General features: G+C 55.4%; 16 protein-coding genes. 12 read left to right on the top strand and 4 right to left on the bottom strand.

Annotated features, from left to right (window positions below; translation table 11 throughout):
* Positions 1 to 12: 12 nt before the first annotated feature.
* The 6 genes from prpC (at position 13) to STH12_RS16070 (ending at position 11,294) form a co-directional block, all read left to right on the top strand.
* Complete coding sequence (gene prpC / locus STH12_RS16045) at positions 13 to 1,149, top strand: bifunctional 2-methylcitrate synthase/citrate synthase (RefSeq protein WP_126168474.1); 1,137 nt, start codon at positions 13 to 15, stop codon at positions 1,147 to 1,149.
* 100 nt (positions 1,150 to 1,249) lie between these two features.
* Positions 1,250 to 3,835, top strand: a complete 2,586-nt coding sequence (gene acnD, locus STH12_RS16050; RefSeq protein WP_126168475.1) for a Fe/S-dependent 2-methylisocitrate dehydratase AcnD — start codon at positions 1,250 to 1,252, stop codon at positions 3,833 to 3,835.
* A 98-nt stretch (positions 3,836 to 3,933) separates the two neighbouring features.
* The gene (gene prpF, locus STH12_RS16055; RefSeq protein ID WP_126168476.1) at positions 3,934 to 5,142 is read left to right on the top strand and encodes a 2-methylaconitate cis-trans isomerase PrpF; all 1,209 of its coding nucleotides are present in this window, start codon (positions 3,934 to 3,936) and stop codon (positions 5,140 to 5,142) included.
* The gene (locus tag STH12_RS16060) at positions 5,142 to 5,894 is read left to right on the top strand and encodes an SDR family oxidoreductase (protein ID WP_126168477.1); all 753 of its coding nucleotides are present in this window, start codon (positions 5,142 to 5,144) and stop codon (positions 5,892 to 5,894) included. Before prpF ends, STH12_RS16060 begins: the two co-directional genes overlap by 1 nt.
* Position 5,895: 1 nt before the next feature.
* Complete coding sequence (locus STH12_RS16065; RefSeq protein ID WP_126168478.1) at positions 5,896 to 6,507, top strand: LysE family translocator; 612 nt, start codon at positions 5,896 to 5,898, stop codon at positions 6,505 to 6,507.
* Between the two features lie 296 nt (positions 6,508 to 6,803).
* Positions 6,804 to 11,294: an EAL domain-containing protein gene (locus tag STH12_RS16070; protein WP_126168479.1), complete on the top strand. Its 4,491-nt coding sequence runs from the start codon at positions 6,804 to 6,806 to the stop codon at positions 11,292 to 11,294.
* 66 nt (positions 11,295 to 11,360) lie between these two features.
* Here the strand turns inward: STH12_RS16070 and STH12_RS16075 are convergent, their stop codons facing one another.
* Entirely contained in the window at positions 11,361 to 12,446 is a 1,086-nt protein-coding gene (locus STH12_RS16075; protein ID WP_126168480.1) for a branched-chain amino acid aminotransferase, read from the bottom strand.
* 108 nt (positions 12,447 to 12,554) lie between these two features.
* On the opposite strand from STH12_RS16075, the gene STH12_RS16080 reads away from it, so the two are divergent.
* Positions 12,555 to 13,715 (top strand): CaiB/BaiF CoA transferase family protein, encoded by a 1,161-nt coding sequence (locus tag STH12_RS16080; RefSeq protein WP_126168481.1) that lies wholly within the window; start codon positions 12,555 to 12,557, stop codon positions 13,713 to 13,715.
* A gap of 14 nt (positions 13,716 to 13,729) precedes the next feature.
* On the opposite strand, the gene STH12_RS16085 is transcribed toward STH12_RS16080, so the two are convergent.
* Positions 13,730 to 14,572, bottom strand: coding sequence for a choice-of-anchor H family protein (locus STH12_RS16085; protein WP_126168482.1), 843 nt, complete (start codon positions 14,570 to 14,572; stop codon positions 13,730 to 13,732).
* A 244-nt stretch (positions 14,573 to 14,816) separates the two neighbouring features.
* Here STH12_RS16085 and STH12_RS16090 point away from each other — a divergent pair, with 244 nt between their 5' ends.
* The 3 genes from STH12_RS16090 to STH12_RS16100 are packed head-to-tail and all read left to right on the top strand — an operon-like array spanning position 14,817 to position 17,238.
* Positions 14,817 to 15,119: a PepSY domain-containing protein gene (locus STH12_RS16090; protein WP_126168483.1), complete on the top strand. Its 303-nt coding sequence runs from the start codon at positions 14,817 to 14,819 to the stop codon at positions 15,117 to 15,119.
* A gap of 2 nt (positions 15,120 to 15,121) precedes the next feature.
* Positions 15,122 to 15,796, top strand: coding sequence for a response regulator transcription factor (locus STH12_RS16095; protein ID WP_126168484.1), 675 nt, complete (start codon positions 15,122 to 15,124; stop codon positions 15,794 to 15,796).
* On the top strand, positions 15,796 to 17,238 hold the full coding sequence (locus STH12_RS16100) for an ATP-binding protein (protein WP_126168485.1): 1,443 nt from the start codon (positions 15,796 to 15,798) through the stop codon (positions 17,236 to 17,238). The genes STH12_RS16095 and STH12_RS16100 overlap by 1 nt, the downstream gene beginning before the upstream one ends.
* Before the next feature lie 482 nt (positions 17,239 to 17,720).
* On the opposite strand, the gene STH12_RS16110 is transcribed toward STH12_RS16100, so the two are convergent.
* Together STH12_RS16110 and STH12_RS16115 are read right to left on the bottom strand one after the other, a co-directional pair.
* Entirely contained in the window at positions 17,721 to 18,827 is a 1,107-nt protein-coding gene (locus STH12_RS16110; RefSeq protein WP_126168486.1) for an HNH endonuclease signature motif containing protein, read from the bottom strand.
* A gap of 153 nt (positions 18,828 to 18,980) precedes the next feature.
* The gene (locus STH12_RS16115; protein WP_126168487.1) at positions 18,981 to 19,328 is read right to left on the bottom strand and encodes a hypothetical protein; all 348 of its coding nucleotides are present in this window, start codon (positions 19,326 to 19,328) and stop codon (positions 18,981 to 18,983) included.
* Between the two features lie 1,865 nt (positions 19,329 to 21,193).
* On the opposite strand from STH12_RS16115, the gene STH12_RS21560 reads away from it, so the two are divergent.
* Complete coding sequence (locus STH12_RS21560; RefSeq protein ID WP_218567755.1) at positions 21,194 to 22,432, top strand: hypothetical protein; 1,239 nt, start codon at positions 21,194 to 21,196, stop codon at positions 22,430 to 22,432.
* The gene (locus STH12_RS16125) at positions 22,422 to 22,745 is read left to right on the top strand and encodes a hypothetical protein (protein WP_126168488.1); all 324 of its coding nucleotides are present in this window, start codon (positions 22,422 to 22,424) and stop codon (positions 22,743 to 22,745) included. The genes STH12_RS21560 and STH12_RS16125 overlap by 11 nt, the downstream gene beginning before the upstream one ends.
* Positions 22,746 to 22,817 lie beyond the last annotated feature (72 nt).

The raw sequence follows: 22,817 nt of genomic DNA on the forward strand, positions 1-22,817 counted from the left end.
AGGGAATGCAAAATGGCTGAGACAACCGATAAAAAACTGAGTGGTGCAGGCCTGCGTGGTCAGAGCGCCGGTGAAACCGCCCTGAGCACAGTGGGTAAATCCGGCTCCGGCCTCACCTACCGCGGCTATGACGTGAAAGATCTGGCCGAGAACGCCAGCTTCGAAGAAGTGGCCTTCCTCATTCTTTACGGCGAACTGCCGACTCAGCTGGAGCTGGACAATTACCGCGCCAAGCTCAAAGGCCTGCGCGGTCTGCCACAGGCACTGAAAGAAGTGCTGGAGCGCATCCCCGCCAATGCTCACCCAATGGACGTGCTGCGTACCGGCTGCTCCATGCTGGGCAACCTGGAAACCGAACACAGCTTTGCCGACCAGTTTGACGTGACCAACCGCATGCTGGCGGCCTTCCCGTCCATCATCTGCTACTGGTATCGCTTCAGCCACGATGGCGTGCGCATCGAAACCGAGACCGATGACGAGCAAATCGGTGCTCACTTCCTGCACCTGCTGCATGGCAAGGCGCCATCTGCCCTGCACGCCCGGGTCATGGATGTGTCCCTCATCCTCTACGCAGAGCACGAGTTCAATGCCTCTACCTTTACCGCCCGCGTCTGCGCTTCGACCCTGTCTGACATGCACTCCTGCGTAACCGGTGCCATCGGCTCACTGCGTGGCCCACTGCACGGCGGCGCCAACGAAGCGGCCATGGAACTGATTCAGGACATGCGCGACGAGCAGCACGCCCGCGACGTACTGGCCGGTATGCTGGAGCGCAAAGAGAAGATCATGGGCTTTGGTCACGCCATCTACCGCGAGTCCGACCCACGCAACGCCATCATCAAAGAGTGGTCTGAAAAACTCGCCAGGGAATACGGCGACGACCGTCTGTACCGTGTTTCCGTGGCCTGCGAAGCCTTTATGTGGGAACAGAAAAAGCTCTTCTGTAACGCCGACTTCTTCCACGCCAGCGCCTATCACTTCATGGGCATTCCAACCAAGCTGTTCACCCCCATCTTCGTATGTTCGCGGGTCAGCGGCTGGACAGCCCACGTGATGGAGCAGCGCAGCAACAACCGCATCATCCGCCCAAGCGCCGATTATGTGGGTGTGGAACTGCGCAGCGTTACCCCCATCAGCGAGCGCGGCTGATAACAGCGGGGCCGGCGAGCAGTCGGCCCCAATAACGCCTGCCGCACAAAACAACAGCCACTCATTATTCGCGCCCCTTTTGCATGTCTGGAACGCCGTTATGAACACTCAATTCCGTAAGCCTCTGCCCGGCACCAATTTAAGCTTCTTCGATACCCGCGAGGCGGTGGACGCCATCGCCCCCGGCGCCTTCGACAAACTGCCCTACACCGCCAAGGTGCTGGCCGAAAACCTGCTGCGCAAGGCCGAGCCTGCGCGCCTGAACGACTTCTTAAGCCAGCTGATTTTCCGCAAGCAGGACCTCGACTTTCCCTGGTTCCCTGCCCGCGTGGTGTGCCACGACATTCTTGGCCAAACGGCCCTGGTTGATCTTGCCGGCCTGCGGGATGCCATTGCGGCCAAGGGCGGCGACCCGGCCAAGGTAAACCCTGTGGTGCCAACCCAGCTGATTGTGGATCACTCACTGGCGGTGGAACACGGCGGCTTTGAAAAGGATGCCTTTGAGAAAAATCGCGCCATCGAAGACAGACGCAACGACGATCGCTTCCACTTTATCAACTGGACCAAAAAAGCCTTTCGCAATGTGGACGTGATCCCCCCCGGCAACGGCATCATGCACCAGATAAACCTGGAAAAGATGTCGCCGGTGATTCAGGTGCGTGATGGCATCGCCTTCCCCGACACCTGCGTTGGCACCGACAGCCACACCCCACACGTGGATGCTCTGGGCGTAATCGCCATCGGCGTGGGTGGCCTTGAGGCCGAAAACGTGATGCTGGGCCGCGCCTCCTGGATGCGCCTGCCGGATATCGTGGGTGTTGAGCTCACCGGCAAACCAAACCCCGGCATTACCGCCACCGACGTGGTGCTGGCACTGACCGAGTTTTTGCGTAAAGAGCGGGTGGTTGGTGCCTACCTTGAGTTCTTCGGCGAAGGCGCCAAGGCGCTCACTCTGGGTGACCGCGCCACCATCTCCAACATGACCCCCGAATATGGCGCCACCGCCGCCATGTTCTATATCGACGAGCAGACCATTGACTATCTGCGCCTCACCGGCCGCGACGAGCAGCAGGTGCAGCTGGTTGAAAACTATGCCAAAACCACAGGCCTGTGGGCGGATGCCATGACTGGCGCCGACTATGGCCGGGTGCTGACGTTTGACCTCTCCAGCGTGGTACGCAACATGGCGGGACCTTCCAACCCCCATGCCCGCTTGGCCACCAGCGATCTGGCCGCTAAGGGCATTGCCGCCGACTGGCAAGAAGAAGCTGGTAAGATGCCCGATGGCGCTGTGATCATCGCCGCCATCACCAGCTGTACCAACACCAGTAACCCCCGCAACGTGATTGCCGCGGGCCTCATTGCCCGCAACGCGGTGCAAAAAGGTCTGGTGCGCAAGCCCTGGGTGAAAACCTCTCTGGCCCCGGGCTCCAAGGCGGTTGAGCTGTACCTGAAAGAAGCAGGTCTGTTGCCGTATCTTGAGCAGCTCGGCTTCGGCATTGTGGCTTTCGCCTGCACCACCTGTAACGGCATGAGCGGCGCGCTGGACCCAGTGATTCAGCAGGAAATCTTCGACCGGGATCTGTACGCCACCGCGGTGCTGTCGGGCAACCGTAACTTCGACGGCCGTATCCACCCCTATGCCAAGCAGGCGTTTCTGGCCTCGCCGCCTTTGGTGGTGGCTTACGCTATCGCGGGCACTGTGCGCTTCGATATCGAAAAAGATGTGCTCGGCACAGACGATGCTGGCAATGCAGTAACCCTTAAAGACCTGTGGCCAGAGGATGCGGAAATCGATGCCATCATCAAGTCATCGGTGAAACCTGAGCAGTTTCGCGCCGTGTACGACCCCATGTTCAATCTGGCCGTGGAATACGGCACCGAGAAGCCACTGTACGACTGGCGTCCGCAGAGCACCTACATCCGCCGTCCACCCTACTGGGAAGGCGCCCTTGCCGGTGAGCGAACCCTAAGCGGCATGCGGCCACTGGCGGTGCTGGGTGACAACATCACCACCGACCATCTGTCGCCCTCCAACGCGATTCTGGCAAGCTCCGCCGCCGGTGAGTATCTCGCCAAGATGGGCCTGCCGGAGGAAGACTTTAACTCCTACGCCACCCACAGGGGCGACCACCTGACAGCACAACGCGCCACCTTCGCCAACCCCAAACTCTTCAATGAGATGGTGAAAGACGAAGATGGCAAGGTGAAGCAGGGTTCGCTCGCCCGCCTCGAGCCGGAAGGCAAGGTGCTGCGCATGTGGGAAACCATTGAGACCTACATGGAGCGCAAGCAGCCGCTGATCATCGTGGCCGGTAAGGATTATGGTCAGGGCTCCAGCCGTGACTGGGCCGCCAAAGGCGTGCGTCTCGCCGGTGTTGAAGTGATTGTGGCCGAAGGCTTCGAGCGCATTCACCGCACCAATCTGGTGGGCATGGGCGTATTGCCGCTGGAATTTATGCCGGGCGAAACCCGCATGACCTACGGCATAGACGGCACCGAGACCTTCGATGTGAAGGGCAAGCGCACCCCGGGTGCCGAGCTTACGCTGGTTATCCGTCGTCAAACTGGCGAGACAGTGGAAGTGCCGGTGCGCTGCCGTTTGGATACCGCAGAAGAAGTGTCCATTTATGAGGCCGGCGGTGTCCTCCAACGCTTCGCCCAGGACTTCCTGGCCAATTCATAACGCTGCCTGTTGCGCTCGGGGCTTCGTTGGCCCAGATAATCGGTTAGTTAAGACTAACCGATTAATGAACATGATTTTATGTCAAAGGATTCAATGCTATGGCATTTAAACCACAGATCTGTATTCCAGCCACCTATATGCGTGGCGGCACCTCTAAAGGGGTGTTTTTCCGCCTCGACGATTTGCCTGAGGCGGCCCGGGTGCCAGGCGCAGCCCGTGATGCCCTGCTGCTTCGGGTGATTGGCAGCCCAGACCCTTATGGCAAGCACACCGACGGCATGGGCGGCGCCACTTCCAGCACCAGCAAGTGCGTGATCATGAATAAGAGCAGCGTGCCCGGTCACGATGTGGATTACCTCTATGGTCAGGTGTCCATCGACACCGCCTTCGTCGACTGGAGCGGCAACTGCGGCAACCTGTCCACCGCCGCAGGGGCTTTCGCCATTCACGCGGGTTTGGTGGATGCTTCCCGGGTGCCTGAAAATGGTATCTGTGAAGTGCGCATCTGGCAGGCCAATATCGGCAAAACCATTATCGCCCATGTGCCTGTGACCAACGGCGAAGTGCAGGAAACCGGTGATTTCGAGCTCGATGGGGTAACCTTTCCCGCCGCCGAAATCGTGCTGGAGTTTATTGATCCTGCCGATGGCTCTTCTCAGGACGGGGGCGAAGATGGCGGCGCCATGTTCCCCACCGGCAATCTGGTGGACGAGCTGGACGTGCCCACCGAGGTGCACTTAAGCGGCAAAATTCAGGCGACCCTGATTAACGCCGGGATCCCAACCATTTTTGTCAATGCCGAAGACCTTGGCTATCGCGGCGACGAGCTGCAGGAAGCCATCAACGGTAACCCCGCGGCGCTTGCCATGTTCGAACAGCTGCGCGCCCACGGCGCCATCAAAATGGGGCTTATCAAGACCCTCGATGAAGCAAAGACCCGCCAGCACACCCCCAAGGTGGCCTTTGTATCCAGGCCCATGACCCATGTGGTGTCGAGCGGCAAGACGGTTGAAGCGGGTGATATCGACCTCTTGGTACGGGCGCTGTCCATGGGCAAGCTGCACCACGCCATGATGGGCACAGCCGCAGTGGCCATAGGCACGGCGGCCGCTATTCCGGGCACCCTGGTGAATCTTGCCGCCGGTGGCGGTGAGCGGCAGGCGGTGCGTTTCGGCCACCCATCCGGCACCTTGCGCGTAGGCGCCGAAGCCAAACAAGTGGACGGCCAGTGGACCGTCACCAAGGCCATCATGAGTCGCTCGGCGCGCATTCTGATGGAAGGCACAGTGCGGGTGCCTCAGGACTGATGCCGCAACTTAAGCCAGCAGTACTCATTACCGGCTCCGGCCGGGGCATAGGGGCTGCCACCGCAAGGCGTCTGGCTCAAATGGGCTGGCGCATTTGCCTTAACTATCGCAGCAACAGCGCTTCTGCCGAGGCACTGGCCGAAGAGCTTTCGTCCATCACCGAGGTGATTTGTGTGCAGGCCGATGTGGCCGATGAAGCGCAGGTGCTGGCGCTCTTTGACCGAATCGATGAGGCATTTGGTGGCCTCACCCATCTGGTGAATAACGCCGGGATCTTGCTTGGGCAGATGCCACTGCTGCAGATGGATGCCGAGCGCATCAATCGGGTGCTCAGCGCCAATGTCACCTCGCAGTTTCTCTGTGCCCGTGAGGCGGCAAAGCGGATGTTAACGCTGGATAAGGACGTAAACCGCGCCATCGTCAATGTGTCGTCCGGCGCGGCGCGCACCGGCAGCCCGAACGAGTATGTCGACTATGCCGCCAGCAAGGGCGCCATCGACACCTTTACCAAGGGGCTGTCCATTGAGCTTGCCCCCGCCGGTATTCGGGTTAATGGCGTGCGCCCCGGGCTTATCCATACCGACATCCATGCCGATGGCGGTGAGCCCGGCAGAGTGACCCGCTTGCAAAGCCGCATTCCCCTTGGGCGGGGCGGTCAAGCCGACGAAGTGGCCAATGCCATCGTCTGGCTGCTCAGTAATGATGCCAGCTTTGTCAGCGGCAGCATTATTGATGTAACCGGAGGCCTGTAGTTTGTTTGAAGCCTTATCCTTGCTGGCAGTCGCCACTGTGCTGTTGCTCGGCTCGCCGGGGCCGGCGCCGCTGACATTGGCTGCCCTTGGCGCCGCACAGGGGGTCAAACGCAGCCTGCCATTTTTGGGCGGATTGATAGCGGGTTTACTGCTTATCATGTTGGCTGCGGCCAGTGGCCTTGCCAGCCTGCTGCAAAGCTTTCCCGTGCTGGCAAGCACCCTCAAGTGGTTGGGGGCGGCCTATATTCTGTACCTTGCGTTTCGCATTGCCACCTCACAGCAGGTGACGGCAAACAGCGACAACGCCGTGGGCTTCAAAAATGGGCTGCTGTTTAACCTGATGAACCCCAAAGCCTATATGGCACTGCTGTCGCTGCTGAGCCAGTTTGCCCTGCCCCTTGGCAGCCCGCTGGCAAGCTACGCAGTCACCATTACCGTGTGCCTGCTGCTGGCAGTACTGGTGGATGGGCTGTGGCTGGCGCTTGGCAAGCTTGCGGGCAGTAAGCTGCAATCACCCAGGCAAATAATATGGCTTAAGCGATTGATGGCATTTGGGATATTGGCGGCACTGCTGGTTTCTCTGGCGCAGGGGATGCCCCTGCTGAGTCAATAGCAAATATTTCATCGAGGCATGGCTGCACTGAAATGCCTCATTCAATTCGGTTTTTGAAGGCTCCGCTTATTCCCTTCCGGCGGGGCCTTTTTTCTTTTTATCGTTTTACGTTACAAGCAAATTGACACCCCCGACCCGGGCGCTAGAATCTAACCACTTACAACAAAAAAACAACACTCATACCCTGTGAGGAACATAAGGGCATTCAGGCAACAGCGATGAATGCCGGATAATAATCCTGGCCGGAAAGACGCAGCTCACTGCGCACAGGCCTTCCCTTGCAAGATTGGAGAAGCATGTTTCGAGCACTTTTTGGCTCCTTGTCGATTCTGATCCTGGGTCTTTGCCTGTCTGTGGCAAGAGCCGATCACGGCAGTTATCACTACCATAACACTCTGGAATTTCAGCATTTCAGCAGCAGCGACGGTCTTAATCAGAACACCATCACCAGCCTGTATACCGACAAAGCCGGTATGTTGTGGATTGGCACTCAGGACGGGCTGCACTATTTTAACGGCCAGGAATTTGGCCTGTTCCTCCCCAACCCCAACGACGATACCAGCATCTCAGAAGGCTACCTCACCGACATAGTGCAGGATCCGGAAGGCTTCCTGTGGGTCGCCACCTACACCCAGGGCATCAACCGTCTCGATCTGAAAACCGGTAAATTCACCCGCTTTGGCAGTGAATCCGGCTTGGCTGAGCTGAGGGTGACCCAGCTGGCCGTCATTGGCGACAGCCTGTGGATTGGCACCGAAAAAGGCCTGTTCGCCATGCAGCGCAAAAGCGGTCAGATACGTCCAATTCCGCTGGGAAATGCCCTGCATCCGCGGATCACCGCCCTTGGTAATGTGGCCGATGAATACCTGCTTGTTGGCACCCGCGAGCACGGCACCTATGCGGTCAGCAGCAACAATATCGTTCGGCTGAAATTACCTGCAGATCAGCCGGTGAACCGCATCCGCAGCCTCAATGGCAACGCCTATCTGGCCATTGGCAAAAGCCTGTGGCGTTACGAGCTGGACACCCACATTGCCCGCGAACTGTGGCAAAGCGAACCCCAGAGCTTTTTCCAGGGCGATCTGCGCGACTTTACCCTTGCCTCCGACACCGAGATCTGGGCCATCGCCCCCGGCGCCGGTCTGATTGAGTTGAAAAACACCGACCGCTGGCATGCCCGCTACCACAGAAACGATTCCCGCAGTTTCCGCGATGTCAGCGACAACAACCTGATGAGCATTCTGCTGGACCCCAACGGCGTGCTCTGGCTCGGCGGCAGCTATTCGGGGCTGGATAAAATCAATATTCAGCGGCAGTACTTTGAACATCTGTTCGACAACAATATTGCTTTACCCAAGCAAATCAATATGGTGCGTGCGATTCACCAAACTCCTGACGGCACCCTGTGGATAGGTACCGAAGGCGCCGGGGTGAAAACCTTAAACCCCTATGAGGACGGCTACCATTATCGCAACGACCTCTTTGCCAACGCTCTGGGGGTGGCGCAGGAATCCTTCTCACTGGTGGTGCGGGACATCCAGGCCGACGACAGCGGCAACCTCTGGTTTGCCAGCAACTTTGGTCTTGGCAAGCTGGCGCAGGATGGCAGCTTCTCGCTGTTCCAGCCGGAAAAACTGCATGGTCAGGGGCGCTCCCTTGCCTTCGACGGCCGCGGAAATATCTGGATGGGCTCAGATGAAGGCCTGTACAACATGCCGCTGAACGGCGACAAGTTGCAGACCTTCCACCTGGAAGCCCTGCTCGATGGCCGCCTGCCACTAAGCCAAATTCTGGTGCTCAGATTTATCGATGACTGGCTGTGGATTGGTACTCTCGATGGCCTTATCCGCCTCAATCCGGTCAGTGGCGCTATCGAAACCTTCACCCACCACGCCAACGATACCAACAGCCTCGGCAATAACCGGGTGCGCGATATCTATCAGGCCGCCAACGGCGATATCTGGGTCGGCACCCACGGCGGGATCAGCATTTTCAGCCACAGCGAAAACGGCTGGAAGATAAGCCATTTGAACGCCGAGCAGGGCGTGCCCAGCGACACGGTTTACGCCATCCTCGAAGACAAGCTGGGCCAGTTCTGGTTTTCAAGCAACGCCGGGATCAGCCGCTACATTCCCGGAGAAGAGCGGGTAGTCACCTTCAATAAGTTTGAAGGCTTGCAGGAGCAGGAATACAACGGCGGCGTCAAACTCGCCGGAAAAGACGGCTACTTCTGGTTTGGTGGTATCAACGGTATTACCCGGTTCCGCCCCGAGCAGATTCCCAAGGTGCGTCACGAACCGGCCATGGCCATGACCAGCTACAGCATCGGCGGCAAACGCACCCGGGTTTTGGACCTCAGCGCGCCGCCGGAAGTGAACATGGAGTATGACGACAAGGTGGTTAGCTTCGAGGTCACCTCACTGGACTTCTCCTACCCCGGCGAAGACAGGTTTGCCTTCTTCCTGCAAGGGTTTGATAACCAATGGCGCAGCGCCCAGGCCCTGTCACACATCACCTACACCAACCTGAGCCCCGGCAGCTACCTGCTGCGGGTGCGTCACGGCCTCAATGCCAATCCGCTCGGGCATCAGGTAATGACCATCGCCCTCAACGTCAACGCGCCCTTCTATCGTACCGCCCCGGCCTACGTGGTCTATGCGGTGTTGCTGCTGGGGATCCTTGGCTGGTTCTGGCGCGAGCGTCAGGCCAAAAAGGCCCAGCGACTGGAGTTTGAAACCAGCATCCGCACCTCAGAAGAGCGGCTGAAACTGGCACTGTGGGCCTCCGGCGATGGCATGTGGGACTGGAATATCCCCAGCGGCAAGGTGTTCCGCACCCGCATGCATCCCCATATGGAGCAGCAGGTCGACGGCCCTGTGCTGTTTGAAAAAATCCATACCGAAGACAAAGCCAAGGTGCTGCAGGCGGTGGATAAACACATCGACGGCGAGCGCGCCTTCTATGAGGCCGAATACCGCATAGAGGAAACCCCCGGACAGTGGATTTGGGTGCTGGACCGCGGCAAGGTGGTGGAGCGCGATAAAGACGGCAATCCGCTGCGGATGGTGGGCACCCACAAGGACATCACCAACCGCAAGAACATCGAAAACGAGCTCAGACTCTCGGCCCAGGTGCTGGCCAGCATGAACGAAGCCGTGGTGGTGGGCAGCCTGGATTATCGGGTGGCCTCGGTAAACCCGGCCTTTACCCTCATTACCGGTTTTACTCCGCAGCAGGTGGAAGGCAAACACTTCCTGTTCCTCGCCCACGATCGCGACCAAAGATTGCTGTACGAAGCCATTGAGCAGCAACTGCTGCGCAGCAAACACTGGGCGGGCGAGCTGAAAATCCGCACCCGGGATCAGCGCGCCATTCTGATTTGGCTGGAGATCAATCAAGTGCTGGACACCAAGTCAGAGGCAAGCCACTTTGTGGCGGTGTTTACCGATATCACCGACCGCAAAAAGGCCGAAGAAGACCTGCGCCAGCTGGCCTCATTCGACCCCCTGACCCAACTGCCCAACCGCACCCTGTTCCAGGACCGTCTGGGCCACGCCCTGGCTCAGGCACACCGTGCCGAGAGCATGGTGGCGCTGCTGTTTTTGGATCTCGACCGCTTTAAGCACATCAACGATTCCATGGGCCACCACATCGGCGACTTACTGCTGAAATCTGTGGCCCACCGGCTGCAAAATTGTGTCCGCGAAGGCGATACGGTTGCGCGCCTTGGTGGCGATGAGTTCACCATCATTCTCGAAGGGGTGCACAAAACCAAGGCCGCCACCGTGATAGCCGAAAAGCTCATCCGCGCCTTCCAAACGCCGTTTATTCTGGAAGATCAGGTACTCACCATCTCGCCTTCCATCGGCATCAGCCTGTATCCGCTGGACGCCGAAGACAGTGCCTCGCTGATCAAGTTTGCCGATACCGCCATGTATCACGCCAAGTCGCTGGGCAGAAACAACTTCCAGTTCTACACCTCGCGCCTGAACGAATACGCCATGCGCCATGTACAACTGGAAGCCGGGCTGAAACAGGCCATAGGCCGCCGCGAACTCAGCCTGGCATTCCAGCCCAAGTTCAGGGTCAGCGATGGCCGCATCACCGGCTTTGAAGCCCTGCTGCGCTGGCACAGTGGCGAGCTGGGGCCCATCTCCCCGGCGGAGTTTATCCCCCTTGCCGAAGAGATTGGCGTGATTAATCAGCTCGGGCACTGGGTAGTCAACGAAGCTTGCAGCCATATGGCCAATTGGGCCCTGGAAGGCTTCGATAACCTGCATGTGGCGGTCAATCTGTCGGCACGTCAGCTCAAGGCGGATATTCTGTCCACCATCGAAGTGGCGCTGGCGGTGGCAGGCCTGCCCGCCAAATGCCTGGAGCTTGAACTGACCGAGTCGATGATCATGAAAAGCCCGCAGGAATCGGTGGCAGTGCTGCAACGGCTCAAGGCGCTCGGGGTGTCACTGGCGGTGGATGATTTCGGCACCGGCTACTCGAGTCTGGCGTACCTGAAGCGCTTCCCGCTGGATACCCTGAAGATTGACCGTGAGTTTGTGCGCGATATCAGCACCGACCCCGACGATGCCGCCATCACAGGCGCGATTATCGCCCTGGCACACAGCCTCGAGCTGAATGTGGTGGCAGAAGGGGTAGAAAACGAAGCGCAGCTCGAGCACCTGCGCCGCCACGGCTGCGACGAAGTACAGGGCTTTATGCTCGGCAAACCTATGTCAGCCAGCGAGGCGCTGGCGCTGCTGAGGGAGAAAGCCACCTCAGACCAGCCCTGAAGGTAAAACTCAAGCAACAAAAAAGGCTCCTGCGGGAGCCTTTTTTACAGCCAAATTATCGCGTGCTTAGCCGCGGTGCTCGACTTTGCGAACCCAGCCTTCGGGGGCGGGGCGCAGGCCTTTTTGCATCTCGGTATACACCTTGTAGATGTGGCGGATCCGGTCGCCTACCTTGCCATCACCCACGGTGACGATGCGGCCATCTTCGAAGATGTAAGAGCCAACCGGCGAGACCACGGCGGCGGTACCAAAACCACCGGCCTCAACGATTTCACCGGCTTCGATATCGGCAATAAAGTCGCTCAGTTTCACGGTTTCCTGGCGCACTTCGCAGCCCAGTTCCTCACCCAGTGCCAGAATCGACTCAGAGGTGATAGAGCGCAAAATGGTGTCAGTGAACTCAGGAATAATCAAAGTGCCATCTTTGCGGATATGGAAGTGGTTCATGGCGCCCACTTCTTCGATGTACTGATTGGTTGCATCCAGATACAGCACCTGGGCAGCACCGTGTTCGGCGGCAGCCTTACCGGCACGCAGCGATGCGGCATAGTTACCGGCGGCCTTGGAGGCACCGGTACCGCCAGACACAGCGCGGTGGAACTGGGTGGTGATCAGCAGGCGAATGGCATTCAAATCTTTACCGTAGTAAGCACCGCTTGGGCTCAGTACCACACAGAAGGTGTACTGGTTTGACGGGCTCACCGACAGGCGATCTTCAGTGGCAAACACAAAGGGGCGGATATAAAGACAGGCGCCTTCCTGACGGGGGAACCACAGGCGGTCCACATCAATCAGGGCGTTGATGGCTTCGAGCTGCACGGCTTCCGGAATATTCGGGATACAGACAATGTCTGCCGAGCGATTGAGACGCTGGGCGTTTTTGTCCAAACGGAAGGTGTAGATTTCACCGTCGTCATGCATAAAGGCTTTGGCGCCTTCAAAGATAGACTGGCCATAATGCAGCGACATGGCGCCTGGCATCATTTCAAAGGGACCGTAGGCCTCAATGCGGGCGTTTTGCCACTGGCCGTCCTTGTAATCCATCATGAACATGTGATCGGTACGAAGCTTGCCGAATCCCACTTCTCCCTGAGGTTCAAAAGGCTCAGTGCGGCGCTCAGATGCGGGTTTTAAATTGTACTTTATATCCATTGCATACCACCTTGATAACTGACCTTGCAGACTAGGGAGCAGCAGGGATAAAGTCAAGAGCGATGCTTATTCCAACAAAAAGAAGCTGTAAACCGTTAAGGAAACTCCATGAAACAACCGCTCAAAGGCCTGCGGGTACTGGATTTATCCAGGGTGCTGGCCGGTCCATGGTGCAGTCAGTTACTGGCCGATATGGGGGCCGAAGTCATTAAGGTTGAACACCCACACGGCGGCGACGATACCCGCCATTGGGGGCCGCCCTACGCCGGGGGCCATGATGGAGGCGATGCGGCCTATTTCCTTGCCGCCAATCGGGGTAAAAAATCCCTGCTGCTGGATTTAAAAAATCCCGAAGATGTAGCGCGAATTCAAAAGCTTGCCCGCCACAGCGACATACTGCTGGAAAACTTCAAAGTGGGCGGCCTGGCTAAGTACGGCCTGGATTATAAGAGCCTCAAGGCGATAAACCCCAAGCTGGTGTATTGCTCGGTCACCGGCTTTGGCCAGAGCGGCCCGGATGCGCCCCGGGCCGGCTACGACTTTATGATCCAGGCCATGGGCGGGCTGATGAGCCTCACAGGCGACGATACCAGTGAGCCGATGAAGACCGGCGTGGCCATTACCGATCTCTTTACCGGGCTTTATGCCGCCAATGCCATTCTGGCCGCCATAGTGGCACGCCTGTCCTCAGGCCTTGGCTGCCATATCGATATGGCGCTGTTTGATGTGCAGCTCGCCATGCTGGCCAATCAGGCGCAAAACTTCCTCGCCAGCGGCGACAATCCGCCCCGGCTTGGCAACGCCCACCCCAATATCGTGCCCTATCAGGCGTTTGCCTGCGCCGATGGCCACCTGATTTTGGCGGTGGGTAACGATAGTCAGTTTGCCCGCTTCTGCGAACTGGCAGGATTACAGGAGTTGCCCAGTGACAGCCGCTTTGCCACCAATGCAGGGCGGGTCAGCCACCGCGAGCAGTTGCTGCCGCTGATAAAGGCCGCCATGCTGGGCAAATCCAAGGGCGAGTGGCTAACGCTTTTGAACGGCGCCGGGGTGCCTGCCGGGCCTATCAACAACGTGGCCGAGGCCCTGGATGAGCCCCAGGCCAAACATCGGCAGATGCAAATTGAGCGCGACTTTAACGGCGAAAGGCTGCCCTTTGTGGGCAGCCCGCTGAGAATGGATGGTGAGGCGCTTAACTCGCCGCTGCCACCACCACGGCTTGGGGAACATCAGGCCGAACTGCTGGCCTGGCTCGATACCCTCGAATAACCCTCATTCAGACGTTAACGATTGAGCCTGGCAGCCTGTCTGCGGCCCCGCAGGCAGGCACCCAGCGCCAACAGGGCCAGGGCACCGGCGCCCAGGCTGCCGCCGCCTTCCACTTCAACCACCACTTCCTGTTCGCGGTCATAGTTGGCGCTTTCCAGCGGCAGGGCGTACAAATCATCGGTATCGTCCGAGCTGATGGTCGCCACCACGTCGCTGTAACCCACTTCATAGAGATCGATCAGCACATCGTAGTGGTCGGTGCCATAGCCATCGGCCAGGGTGGTCACCACCTCATAGTCGTCCAGCTCATTGGCGCCGCGAATATAAAAGGTCTCGGTGGTGAAGTAGCGCACCCAGTCGCCGCCATTGCGGCTCAAATACAGCTCGGCATACACGGGCACAGACTCATCGGGATAGTTGGAATACACATCCGCATCGAAGGTCACCGAAAAGCTGCGGTGGAAACCGTCGTAGTCCCTGTCTTCAAACAGACGGGCAAAGGCATCGTAGAAGCTGAAGTCGTGATACACACCATAGCTTTGCTGACGGCTGCGCTGCAGTGTGGAGGTCTTTTGCTTTTGCGCCGCCACTTGCTCGCGGGTTCTGGGCTCGGCGGCCACGGCCTGAATTTGCTGAACCCGAGTCTTAAGCTCGCTGGCAACGGCTTCATCCACGTAGCGACTGCTGTCTGGCTTGTCGCTGAGCTGAGTCCCAATGGCGGCAATCTTCGGCGTGCCAATGGGCGTACCAGTCACCTCGTCTGCCGAGGCGTAAGCCGAGCTGCCCGCCAGCACAGTGGCAGCCACCAGGGCCTTAATGCTGAAACTGGAAACTGTGCCTTGGAATAATGTCTTCATAGTCGCGTCCTCGTACTGACTTGTTGAAGCCATTAAATCCGCTTCGCCATGAACGCTTCCTGAACGCTGTTTTTTACCCCCTTCAGCCAATGTTCAGCCGCTAACCGCTATCAATATGGCAATGGATTTCCAGAGGCGCCCCCGGATGGCACAACGCATCCTGCGAGTTAAGTCGCTGTTCGCACTTTCCTTTCACGCGGGGGATCTTTTACACTGGCACCATTGATACGCAGAGATAAAAGACATGAAATACCGGATCTTGCTGACAATATTGCTTTGCGCCTGTTTGCAACTGGCGGCGCCAGGCGCTGCCATGGCACAGGCCTATGCCCAGATGAACAATCAGGGGCAGCAGCAGGGGCTTAAGGTTACCAGTGGCGATCAGGCCGCCGGTATGGCCGCAGGCCGCTACCCGGGCCGGGTACTCAAGGTCAGCCGCGCCCAGGTGGGTGGCAACCCCGGCTACCGGGTCAAGATGGTCAGCAACGACGGCAAGGTCTTTTACGTATCTGTGGATGCCCGTACCGGACGGGTTGGGAGAGACTGACAATGCGCCTGTTACTGGTTGAAGACGATGCGGCTCTGGCCGCCAATCTGGGGGATCACCTCAGAGAAAACCTCTACAGCGTGGATCTGGCCGCCGACGGCGAACTGGGGCTGTTTCAGGGGCTGGAATACGACTACGACGCCGCCATTATCGACGTGGGTTTGCCCAAGCTCGATGGTATCAGCCTGGTGACCAAGCTCAGGGCCGAGGGCCGTGAATTCCCTATTCTTATCCTCACCGCCCGCGACAGCTGGGAAGACAAGGTCGAAGGCCTGGATGCCGGTGCCGACGACTACCTTACCAAGCCGTTTCACCCGCGGGAGTTGGCCTCGCGCTTAAAGGCGCTTATTCGCCGCAGCGCGGGTAAGGCAAGCCCCATCATCGAAAACGGCCCTGTTACCCTCAATACCGCCAGCGGCGAAGTGCTGCTTGGTGGCGAGCGGGTCAGCCTGTCGGCCTCCGAGTTCCGGCTGCTGCAATTTTTGATGATGCACCGGGGCGAGGTGCAATCGAAAACCGTGCTTACCGAGCATATTTACGATCAGGACTTCGACCTCGACTCCAACGTGATTGAAGTCTTTATCCGCCGGCTACGTAAAAAGCTCGACCCGGACAACCAGCTCGGGCTGATTGAAACCCTGCGCGGTCAGGGCTACCGGCTGAACCTGCTCAGCTGATGTCAGACCCAGCCTCTACGCCAACCCCTTCGCCTGAGCCTTCGCCTGCGCCCGAGCCGGCAACTGCGCCTTTATCTCAGCCACGGCCAGCCTCCGGCGTTATCGACCGCTTATCGCTGAAGACGCGCCTTTTCGTCAGTGCCGCCATCCTGGTGGCGCTGCTGCTGCCCGCCCTCGGCATCGCCCTGTTTCAGGCGTTCGAGCGTCAGGCGCTGGCGGGCAGCCGCGACGAGCTTGGCGCCCTTATCTACTCGGTGCTGGCACAAACCGACGTGATAGACGGCAAGCTGGAAATGCCGCCTTTCCTCAACGAACCCCAATTCAATGTCGATGGCTCAGGTCTGTATGCCGAAGTGCGCTCAGGCTCTGGCTCTGGGAAAGGTGAAGTGCTGTGGCGCTCCGGCTCCCTGATTGGCCACGGCGCCATCGACAAGCTGCCCACTCCCGCCCCCGGCGCCGATGCCAAGGTGTTCGGCGAAACCACACTCAACGGCGAGCCGCTGTTCGTCATGAGCTTTACCGCCCTGTACGAGAGCAAGGGCGTGGATGTGCCCTTAAGCATTCATATTCTTAAATCCCAGCAGCGTTACCGCGAGGCGCTCACCGAGTTCGAGTCCAGCCTGTGGCGTTATCTGCTGCTGGCGCTGGCACTGCTTGCCGTGGTGCTTGGCCTGTGGCTGCGCTGGACCTTAAAGCCGCTGTCACGGTTCGAGGCCGAACTTAAGGCCGTGGAGCACGGCGACAAGGAGCGCATCGATGATGACTACCCGGCGGAACTCGGGCCGCTGGTACATCAGCTCAATTCACTGTTAACCACAGAGCAAAACCAGCGCAAGCGCTACCGCAATGCCCTCTCTGATCTGGCCCACAGCTTAAAAACCCCACTGGCGGTGCTGCAAAGCCACCCGGGACTGGATGAAGCCGTGATGGAGCAGGTGGACAGCATCAGCCACAGCATCAGCCATCAGCTTAAACGGGCTCAGAGCGCCGGCGCCGCCTCCTGGCACCAGGGAGTGGAAATCCTGCCCCAGGCCGAGCGCTTAAGTCGCACCTTAAGCAAAATCCACGGCGACAAGGGCATCGATTTTGAGCTTAAGCTCACGGCCGATTTGGTATTCAAGGGTGATAAGGGCGATTTGACCGAGCTTTTGGGCAATCTCTTGGACAACGCCTGCAAGGCGGCTTCATCTCGGGTGCAATTAAGTGCCTCCAAGCAGGATGGCAGGCTGCGACTTATCGTCGAGGACGATGGCCCCGGGGTGGATGAGTCGATGCGGGATGGGATTTTTGAGCGCGGGATTCGCGCGGATACCTATGACAAGGGCCATGGGATAGGGCTCGCCATAGTCCGCGACCTGACAGACGCCTATCAGGGGAAGCTGCGGGTCGAACGCAGTGATTTGCTCGGCGGGGCGAGGTTTGAGGTGTCGTTTCCCCAGTAACTTGGTTCGCTTGACTTAGCGACGGGAAGTTTTTTTGAAGTCGTTTTTCAAACGACGGAAGTAGGTTTAAAGCGAGTCGCTTTGCAAGCGACACAAATCGAAGCCTTCCAGGCTTCACCGGGGCAAGGGGCTTTGCTCGTCCAAAGCCCCTTGCAACCCAAAAGACGCCCCAGACGAAGCCGAAATCCCCTCGGTCTTATGGACGAAATTGGCTAGCGCTTCAGACGCTCATCCCTGATTCGACTGAAGCTGGCTCAGCGTCCTGCCTCGCCCACGCCATTTAGTCCAATGTCCTTCGGCGGCTTCGATGGGGGTATAAGCTGGTGCAATCTGCGCGTGAAGTGTTACGGGTGTCCTGACTTTTCTGAGCCACATAACGCCCTGTTAAGGTGTGAGCAACGCAATACCGATGCTTCCGCAATCAACGCATAGTAAAAATGCCACGCGTTGCGAATCACTCTTAAACAGTTTGTTAGGAATATCTAATTATAAAAGTTTGGTCGAACCCTGTTCTCATGTCTTTTGAAGGCTGTCCCTGCACCTAAACAGGATAAAGAAATTACTAATTCGCCATCAACAGAAGATATATCCCTAACAAATCCAAAGATTGTTTGTACTTTACGACCTGTCATTGCTCCATGCCTTGCACTACAACTCATGCAATACCAAGGCTGGAATGTGAACTCAATCCTAATACCATAACCTTGATAATATGCCGTTTTGACTTCATCTCGAAGCGAATCTGCACCGGAGATAGAAGTGAAATAAAATGGTGCTTGCACTGCAATGTAACTTCCGTTAGTTACTAACGACTGTATTTCTGTACGATTTTTTAGCATTGGCGTAATGTCAGTAACTGGAATTGTAGTTACTACAGCCTCTAATATTGCACTCAAATATGAAGCAATATCACTGCCGCCACCGAAATCAATAAAATAATGCTGTGTACTTTTACCTAGATTCCAAAACTGTTCATCTTTTATGAAGCCTCGTGAATCAATTATATTATTACTTTTTAGCTGTGTAATAAAAGGGGAATCTTCAATAGAGAACTCAAGATTATTTAGTAACTCAAATACTCTTTGGAGGTTTATCCAATCCCAACGTGCAACATCACGTTCTTGCTTTAGCCTTAATATAGTCTGTGTATCGAGGGTACTAACATCATACTCCCACTTAAGCTTACAATTTAAAATTTCACTGGGTATTAAGTTCTGACTCAGCTGTTTTTTACTATGTGCGAGATCATGACAATCTAAACACAATGTAGCTAAGTTCTGCTCAGAATGGTCTCTCGATATAGACCATTCATTAATATGATGTAGAATGATAGGTTTTTGTGTAATTCTACAAACACAACAAGTCCTACGATTTTTATACAGTACACTCAATAATGTTTTTTCTGGTATCGGTGGTCGCGGTTCTGAATAAACAATAGATATATAGTGTTCATTTAATCCTAAGTTTAACAATTGATTCCGTTGCATAGATTTCAAATTGGCTAAAGTGACACCACTATTAGCTAATCGTGAAGCCAAATGACTATCAAAACCTCTTGCAAGAAGAGCATTTTCTGTTCTTTTACTCATTACTACTATTTTTCTCCATAATGCCTAACGCCGCCAGCAGCGGCCGAAGTGGAGGCGTTTGTTTTTGGGTAGCGTAGCGAAAACCCAAAAACAAACGCCGTAACGGAGGTCCAGCCCACGCAGTGGGCGATGTTGCCTGGCTTTGTTAGCCGACTACTTCTTGAAAGTTACAGTCAGTGTGCCTGTTGCTATGTTTTTTGCAATTTCGTAATCAGGGTTCCACGTCGCCAGATTATGGATGCCAATCCCAATTGCGGATGCCCAACCACCAATCACTGTTGGCGAAACTGGGATGGCCGCTGCGGCAACAGTTGCAGAGCGGCCTTTTGTATATACACGACACTTCAACCCCTTTGACTCAATCATTCTTTCAACTGTTTTTACTGCTTCGCCTAAGTTTAAACGAGCTATATCCTCAAGAACAAAAGACTTCCTTTCACCAATTAAAGTATCTATTTTCTCATCTGAAATCGATTTGAGTGAATAAACTCCAATATCCATTTACTAATCCTCTATTCAAGTGTGATGATGTCATTTAATGACGGCTAACATTTGTATAGTGCGCATGCGCATAATCTCACCTCCGACCACTTGGCAAAATCTCACGCAACACGCTGTTTTTAAATTTGATTTTCAACCTAGCAAAAATCATTCTGGGTGGAAAGTGCGCATGCGCATGATTTGCGCTCGCTTTGTTTCGCGCACCATTTTAAGCTCATGAATTTTTTGTGATTATAAAAAGTGTTTCAGAAATAGTGCGCAAAGACGGCACGGTTTTTAGCTCCAAAATCGGCTGATTTTAAATCATACTGTATGGGCATACAGAATTGGGCCAATTCTGATGGATAACAGAGAGAAGGAGTGCGGACACCCACTACTCTCTCACTCAACAATGTACTCAAAGGTTTCACTCCATTTTTCCGCGTGGCGGCCAGAGGCCTTCGGGAAACGCTAGTGAGATGAAACTGTTCATCTCACTGTCTGACGACACGCTTATTCCCCATCGAAGCCGCTTTGGGTGTTGGGCTGAGTGAAAAGAGCGAGCCGAGATATGGGCGAGTGTCGCATCGCGACTAGCATACGAGCGCGAGGCAGTACAGCCGAGCCGGGGGTGAAGCATAAGGATATGCTTCGTCGAGGCAGTGACCGTTGAGCTTGGAGCGAATCGGTCACGGTGGTCGTTTTCAGCCCATAAAGCCAAAGTGCTCGGCTTCGTCAGGGGCGGCAAGGGAGATGCAAGAGGGAATTGCTGCTGATTCCCTCTTGCCCTGTGTGAGCGGAGCTCACGACTTTCGCCAAACGAAGTTTGGCATTCCACCAAACCGCCCGCAGGTCGGTTGACCTGCCAATTCATCCTGGCAAAGCGCAGCGCCCGAATTTCGGGTTGGCTACCGCACCGGCGCTTGCAGCCTTAGAGCGTACCTGACCAACTGGCTTTGGTTAAAGGCCGTTTGTAAAAAATTCAACTAAAACAACAGCAAGTTAGCAGCTTGGGTGATAGTAAACCTAGGGTTAGGTCAAGTTTTGTGCAGTGTTTTCTGCTTAATGACCTGCTTAATGCTGCTTAATGACCTGCGGGTGCCACATGGCCTTGTGAGATGAGGGGAGAAGCTGAAGGGTGAGCGGGCTTTTAGCGTAAAGGCGCTTGGCTGGCGCTGTCCCTGCGTTGCTGGCCGTGCCTGTGAAGGCGTGGCTGAGCGGTTCTTCCCTGATCCACATTGTCGTATCGCTTGTTGTACTGCTGATGTGCTGCCGCACTGGCCGCAGGCGACTCTTGTTTAGCACCTGCTTAATTAACGCCTGTAATTCATCATCTTAGGGTTAAAAAAGCCTTGTCAGTAACAAGTGCACCAAGGTACAACAAAGGCACATCCGGGGCAATACTCTTGGCTGGGATTGGGTAATGCATGGGGGCATGTCTGTTGATATGGCTGGCCAATATCTGTATTCGCTTACCTCTGCCGGATTAATAGTGACAAAGAAGGTATTTGGCGAGTCAAATAGCTCTTTGAGTATTTATGTCGCTTTTTTAGCAATAGCGCGCAGGTTTTCTTCTCGACAGCTGAATTATTCCCGCATCAAAAGCACTGACTCGCTATCCAAAATACCCTCAAACTGCTGAATTCAAGAACCATCTGTCGCAGCCATAGCAACCAAAATATCTCCTCAAAGAATATGCCTCAACCTAAAGTGCTAATCGTTTGGGGCTATTTAGTGTTAATGCAGGCTTTGTTAGCATTTAGCCGTTCGTCAGTCTGCCTTTTTATTCGTGTTCATCCGCAGAACAGAAGCAGGTAGCCATGTTCACCATATTTGGCAACCAAAGGGATTTACGCCTCTCGGGATGAGGATACAGGGAGAAACAGATGCGGGTTGTACATCATAGCGATGCCTATCTGGACGACATAGGTCTGATAGTGGAACCACGGCAGGCCTTGGCAAATATCCGCTCAAGCCTACGACGCGAACCGGGTTGCCATCCCTATATATCAGGCCTTGATTCAATGCTCTGCGACCGAGGTTTGGGCGCTTGTATTACTCCTCATCAGGTCGATAACCTGCTGGAAGATATTCGCCCTCTTATAAACCGAGGCGACTATTTCTTACTCAGCGGCCGCGGAGATCTCGAAGGCGTTTTGTTTTTTGAGCGCAGCAGCCCCTTCCTATCCAATGAATTCCAGCACAAGTTACAATCCCTGCCTCCAAGGCCGCAGTGGAGCGCCGCTTCTACATCAAATTCGAGCAGCTCATTCTTTGAAGATGCCATTGATGGCCTTGTTGGCGCAGGTAAGCAAGTACTTAACGATTTCATTGCCGGTCAGCGGGCCTCACAGGCCGAATGGTTTGCTGAACAGGGCATCATCCAGGCAACAGACAAGGCAACAGGGCAAGCCTTAAGCAGCGAAGAATTGGCTGAACGTTACCGGGAGATTGAAACCGTCAGCATTAGCCCCGCTCAACAAGGCGGCGCCGATGCAATCCAGTCTCTCAGGGGATACGAGGCAGGCTTGCTGGTTGCCGAAGCCGCGGTAAACCGTAAGAAAATCATCACAGACGCCAAAGAAATCAAAGATGCGATTGTCGATGCGGTGAAAGACACGAAAGCTCAAACTAAGGTAGACTTGGACGACATTGGGAGTACTGCTGCTGATTTGGGTGTTACACCAAACAAGTTAGATGACATTTTTCAAAAAGTTCCAGAGGTCGATTATTTTGCAATCAAGGGGCGGTCGCTGCACAACGCTGACTCCGCCACGCTTGTCTTAGGAAAGTATCGACCCACGATAACAAATGGTGTTGAAGATTGGAGCGTACCTGGGCCTGATTCTTATGTGGCGATTGCTAGAACTGAGAACGCGACATACTTTGACCTTGGTAGTGAATGGGGCTCTGTTACTTCAAAATATGGGTTGTCTGATGATGACATGTTTAGAGCATTTAATATTCCAGTGTTGGACGATGCAGTAAATGCAGGTAAACAAATTAAGTTTAGTCACGATCCTAGAACCAACGGTGGATTCCTGCTGCAAGAGTGGGAATACTTGCAGAATACACATGGATATAAACGGTTAAGAGAAGTTGATGGAGTTTGGTATGCGAAGTGATGACTTAGAAGATGTTCTTATTGAAAAGCTCGATGAGCATTTTAAGACAGCCGTAAAAGATTTTGTTGTTAAGGAGTCAACCGATACTCCATTCTTGCACCTGACAATTGAAATGACTCTTTACAACTATTTTGTGGTGAGGTTAGCCATCGAGAAAAATACTTTGTTTTTCTCGATTGTCCAGTCAGGGTTTCAATTGCAACTATTCAAAACATCATTGTCTAGTGAAGATTTAAGAGCAGCTCCATCAATATTGGATAAAGAGATTAGGCTAAGAATTCCTGACAAGTATCTACAAGCAAAGGGCTGGTAATTAGATAGCTACATGTTGTTCCAAACAATGCTAGAACCGAAATTATCAGCGAGGTAAACACCAGGTCTACAT

Origin of the sequence: Shewanella khirikhana, from assembly GCF_003957745.1 — a bacterium.
Classification (GTDB): Bacteria; Pseudomonadota; Gammaproteobacteria; order Enterobacterales; family Shewanellaceae; genus Shewanella; species Shewanella khirikhana.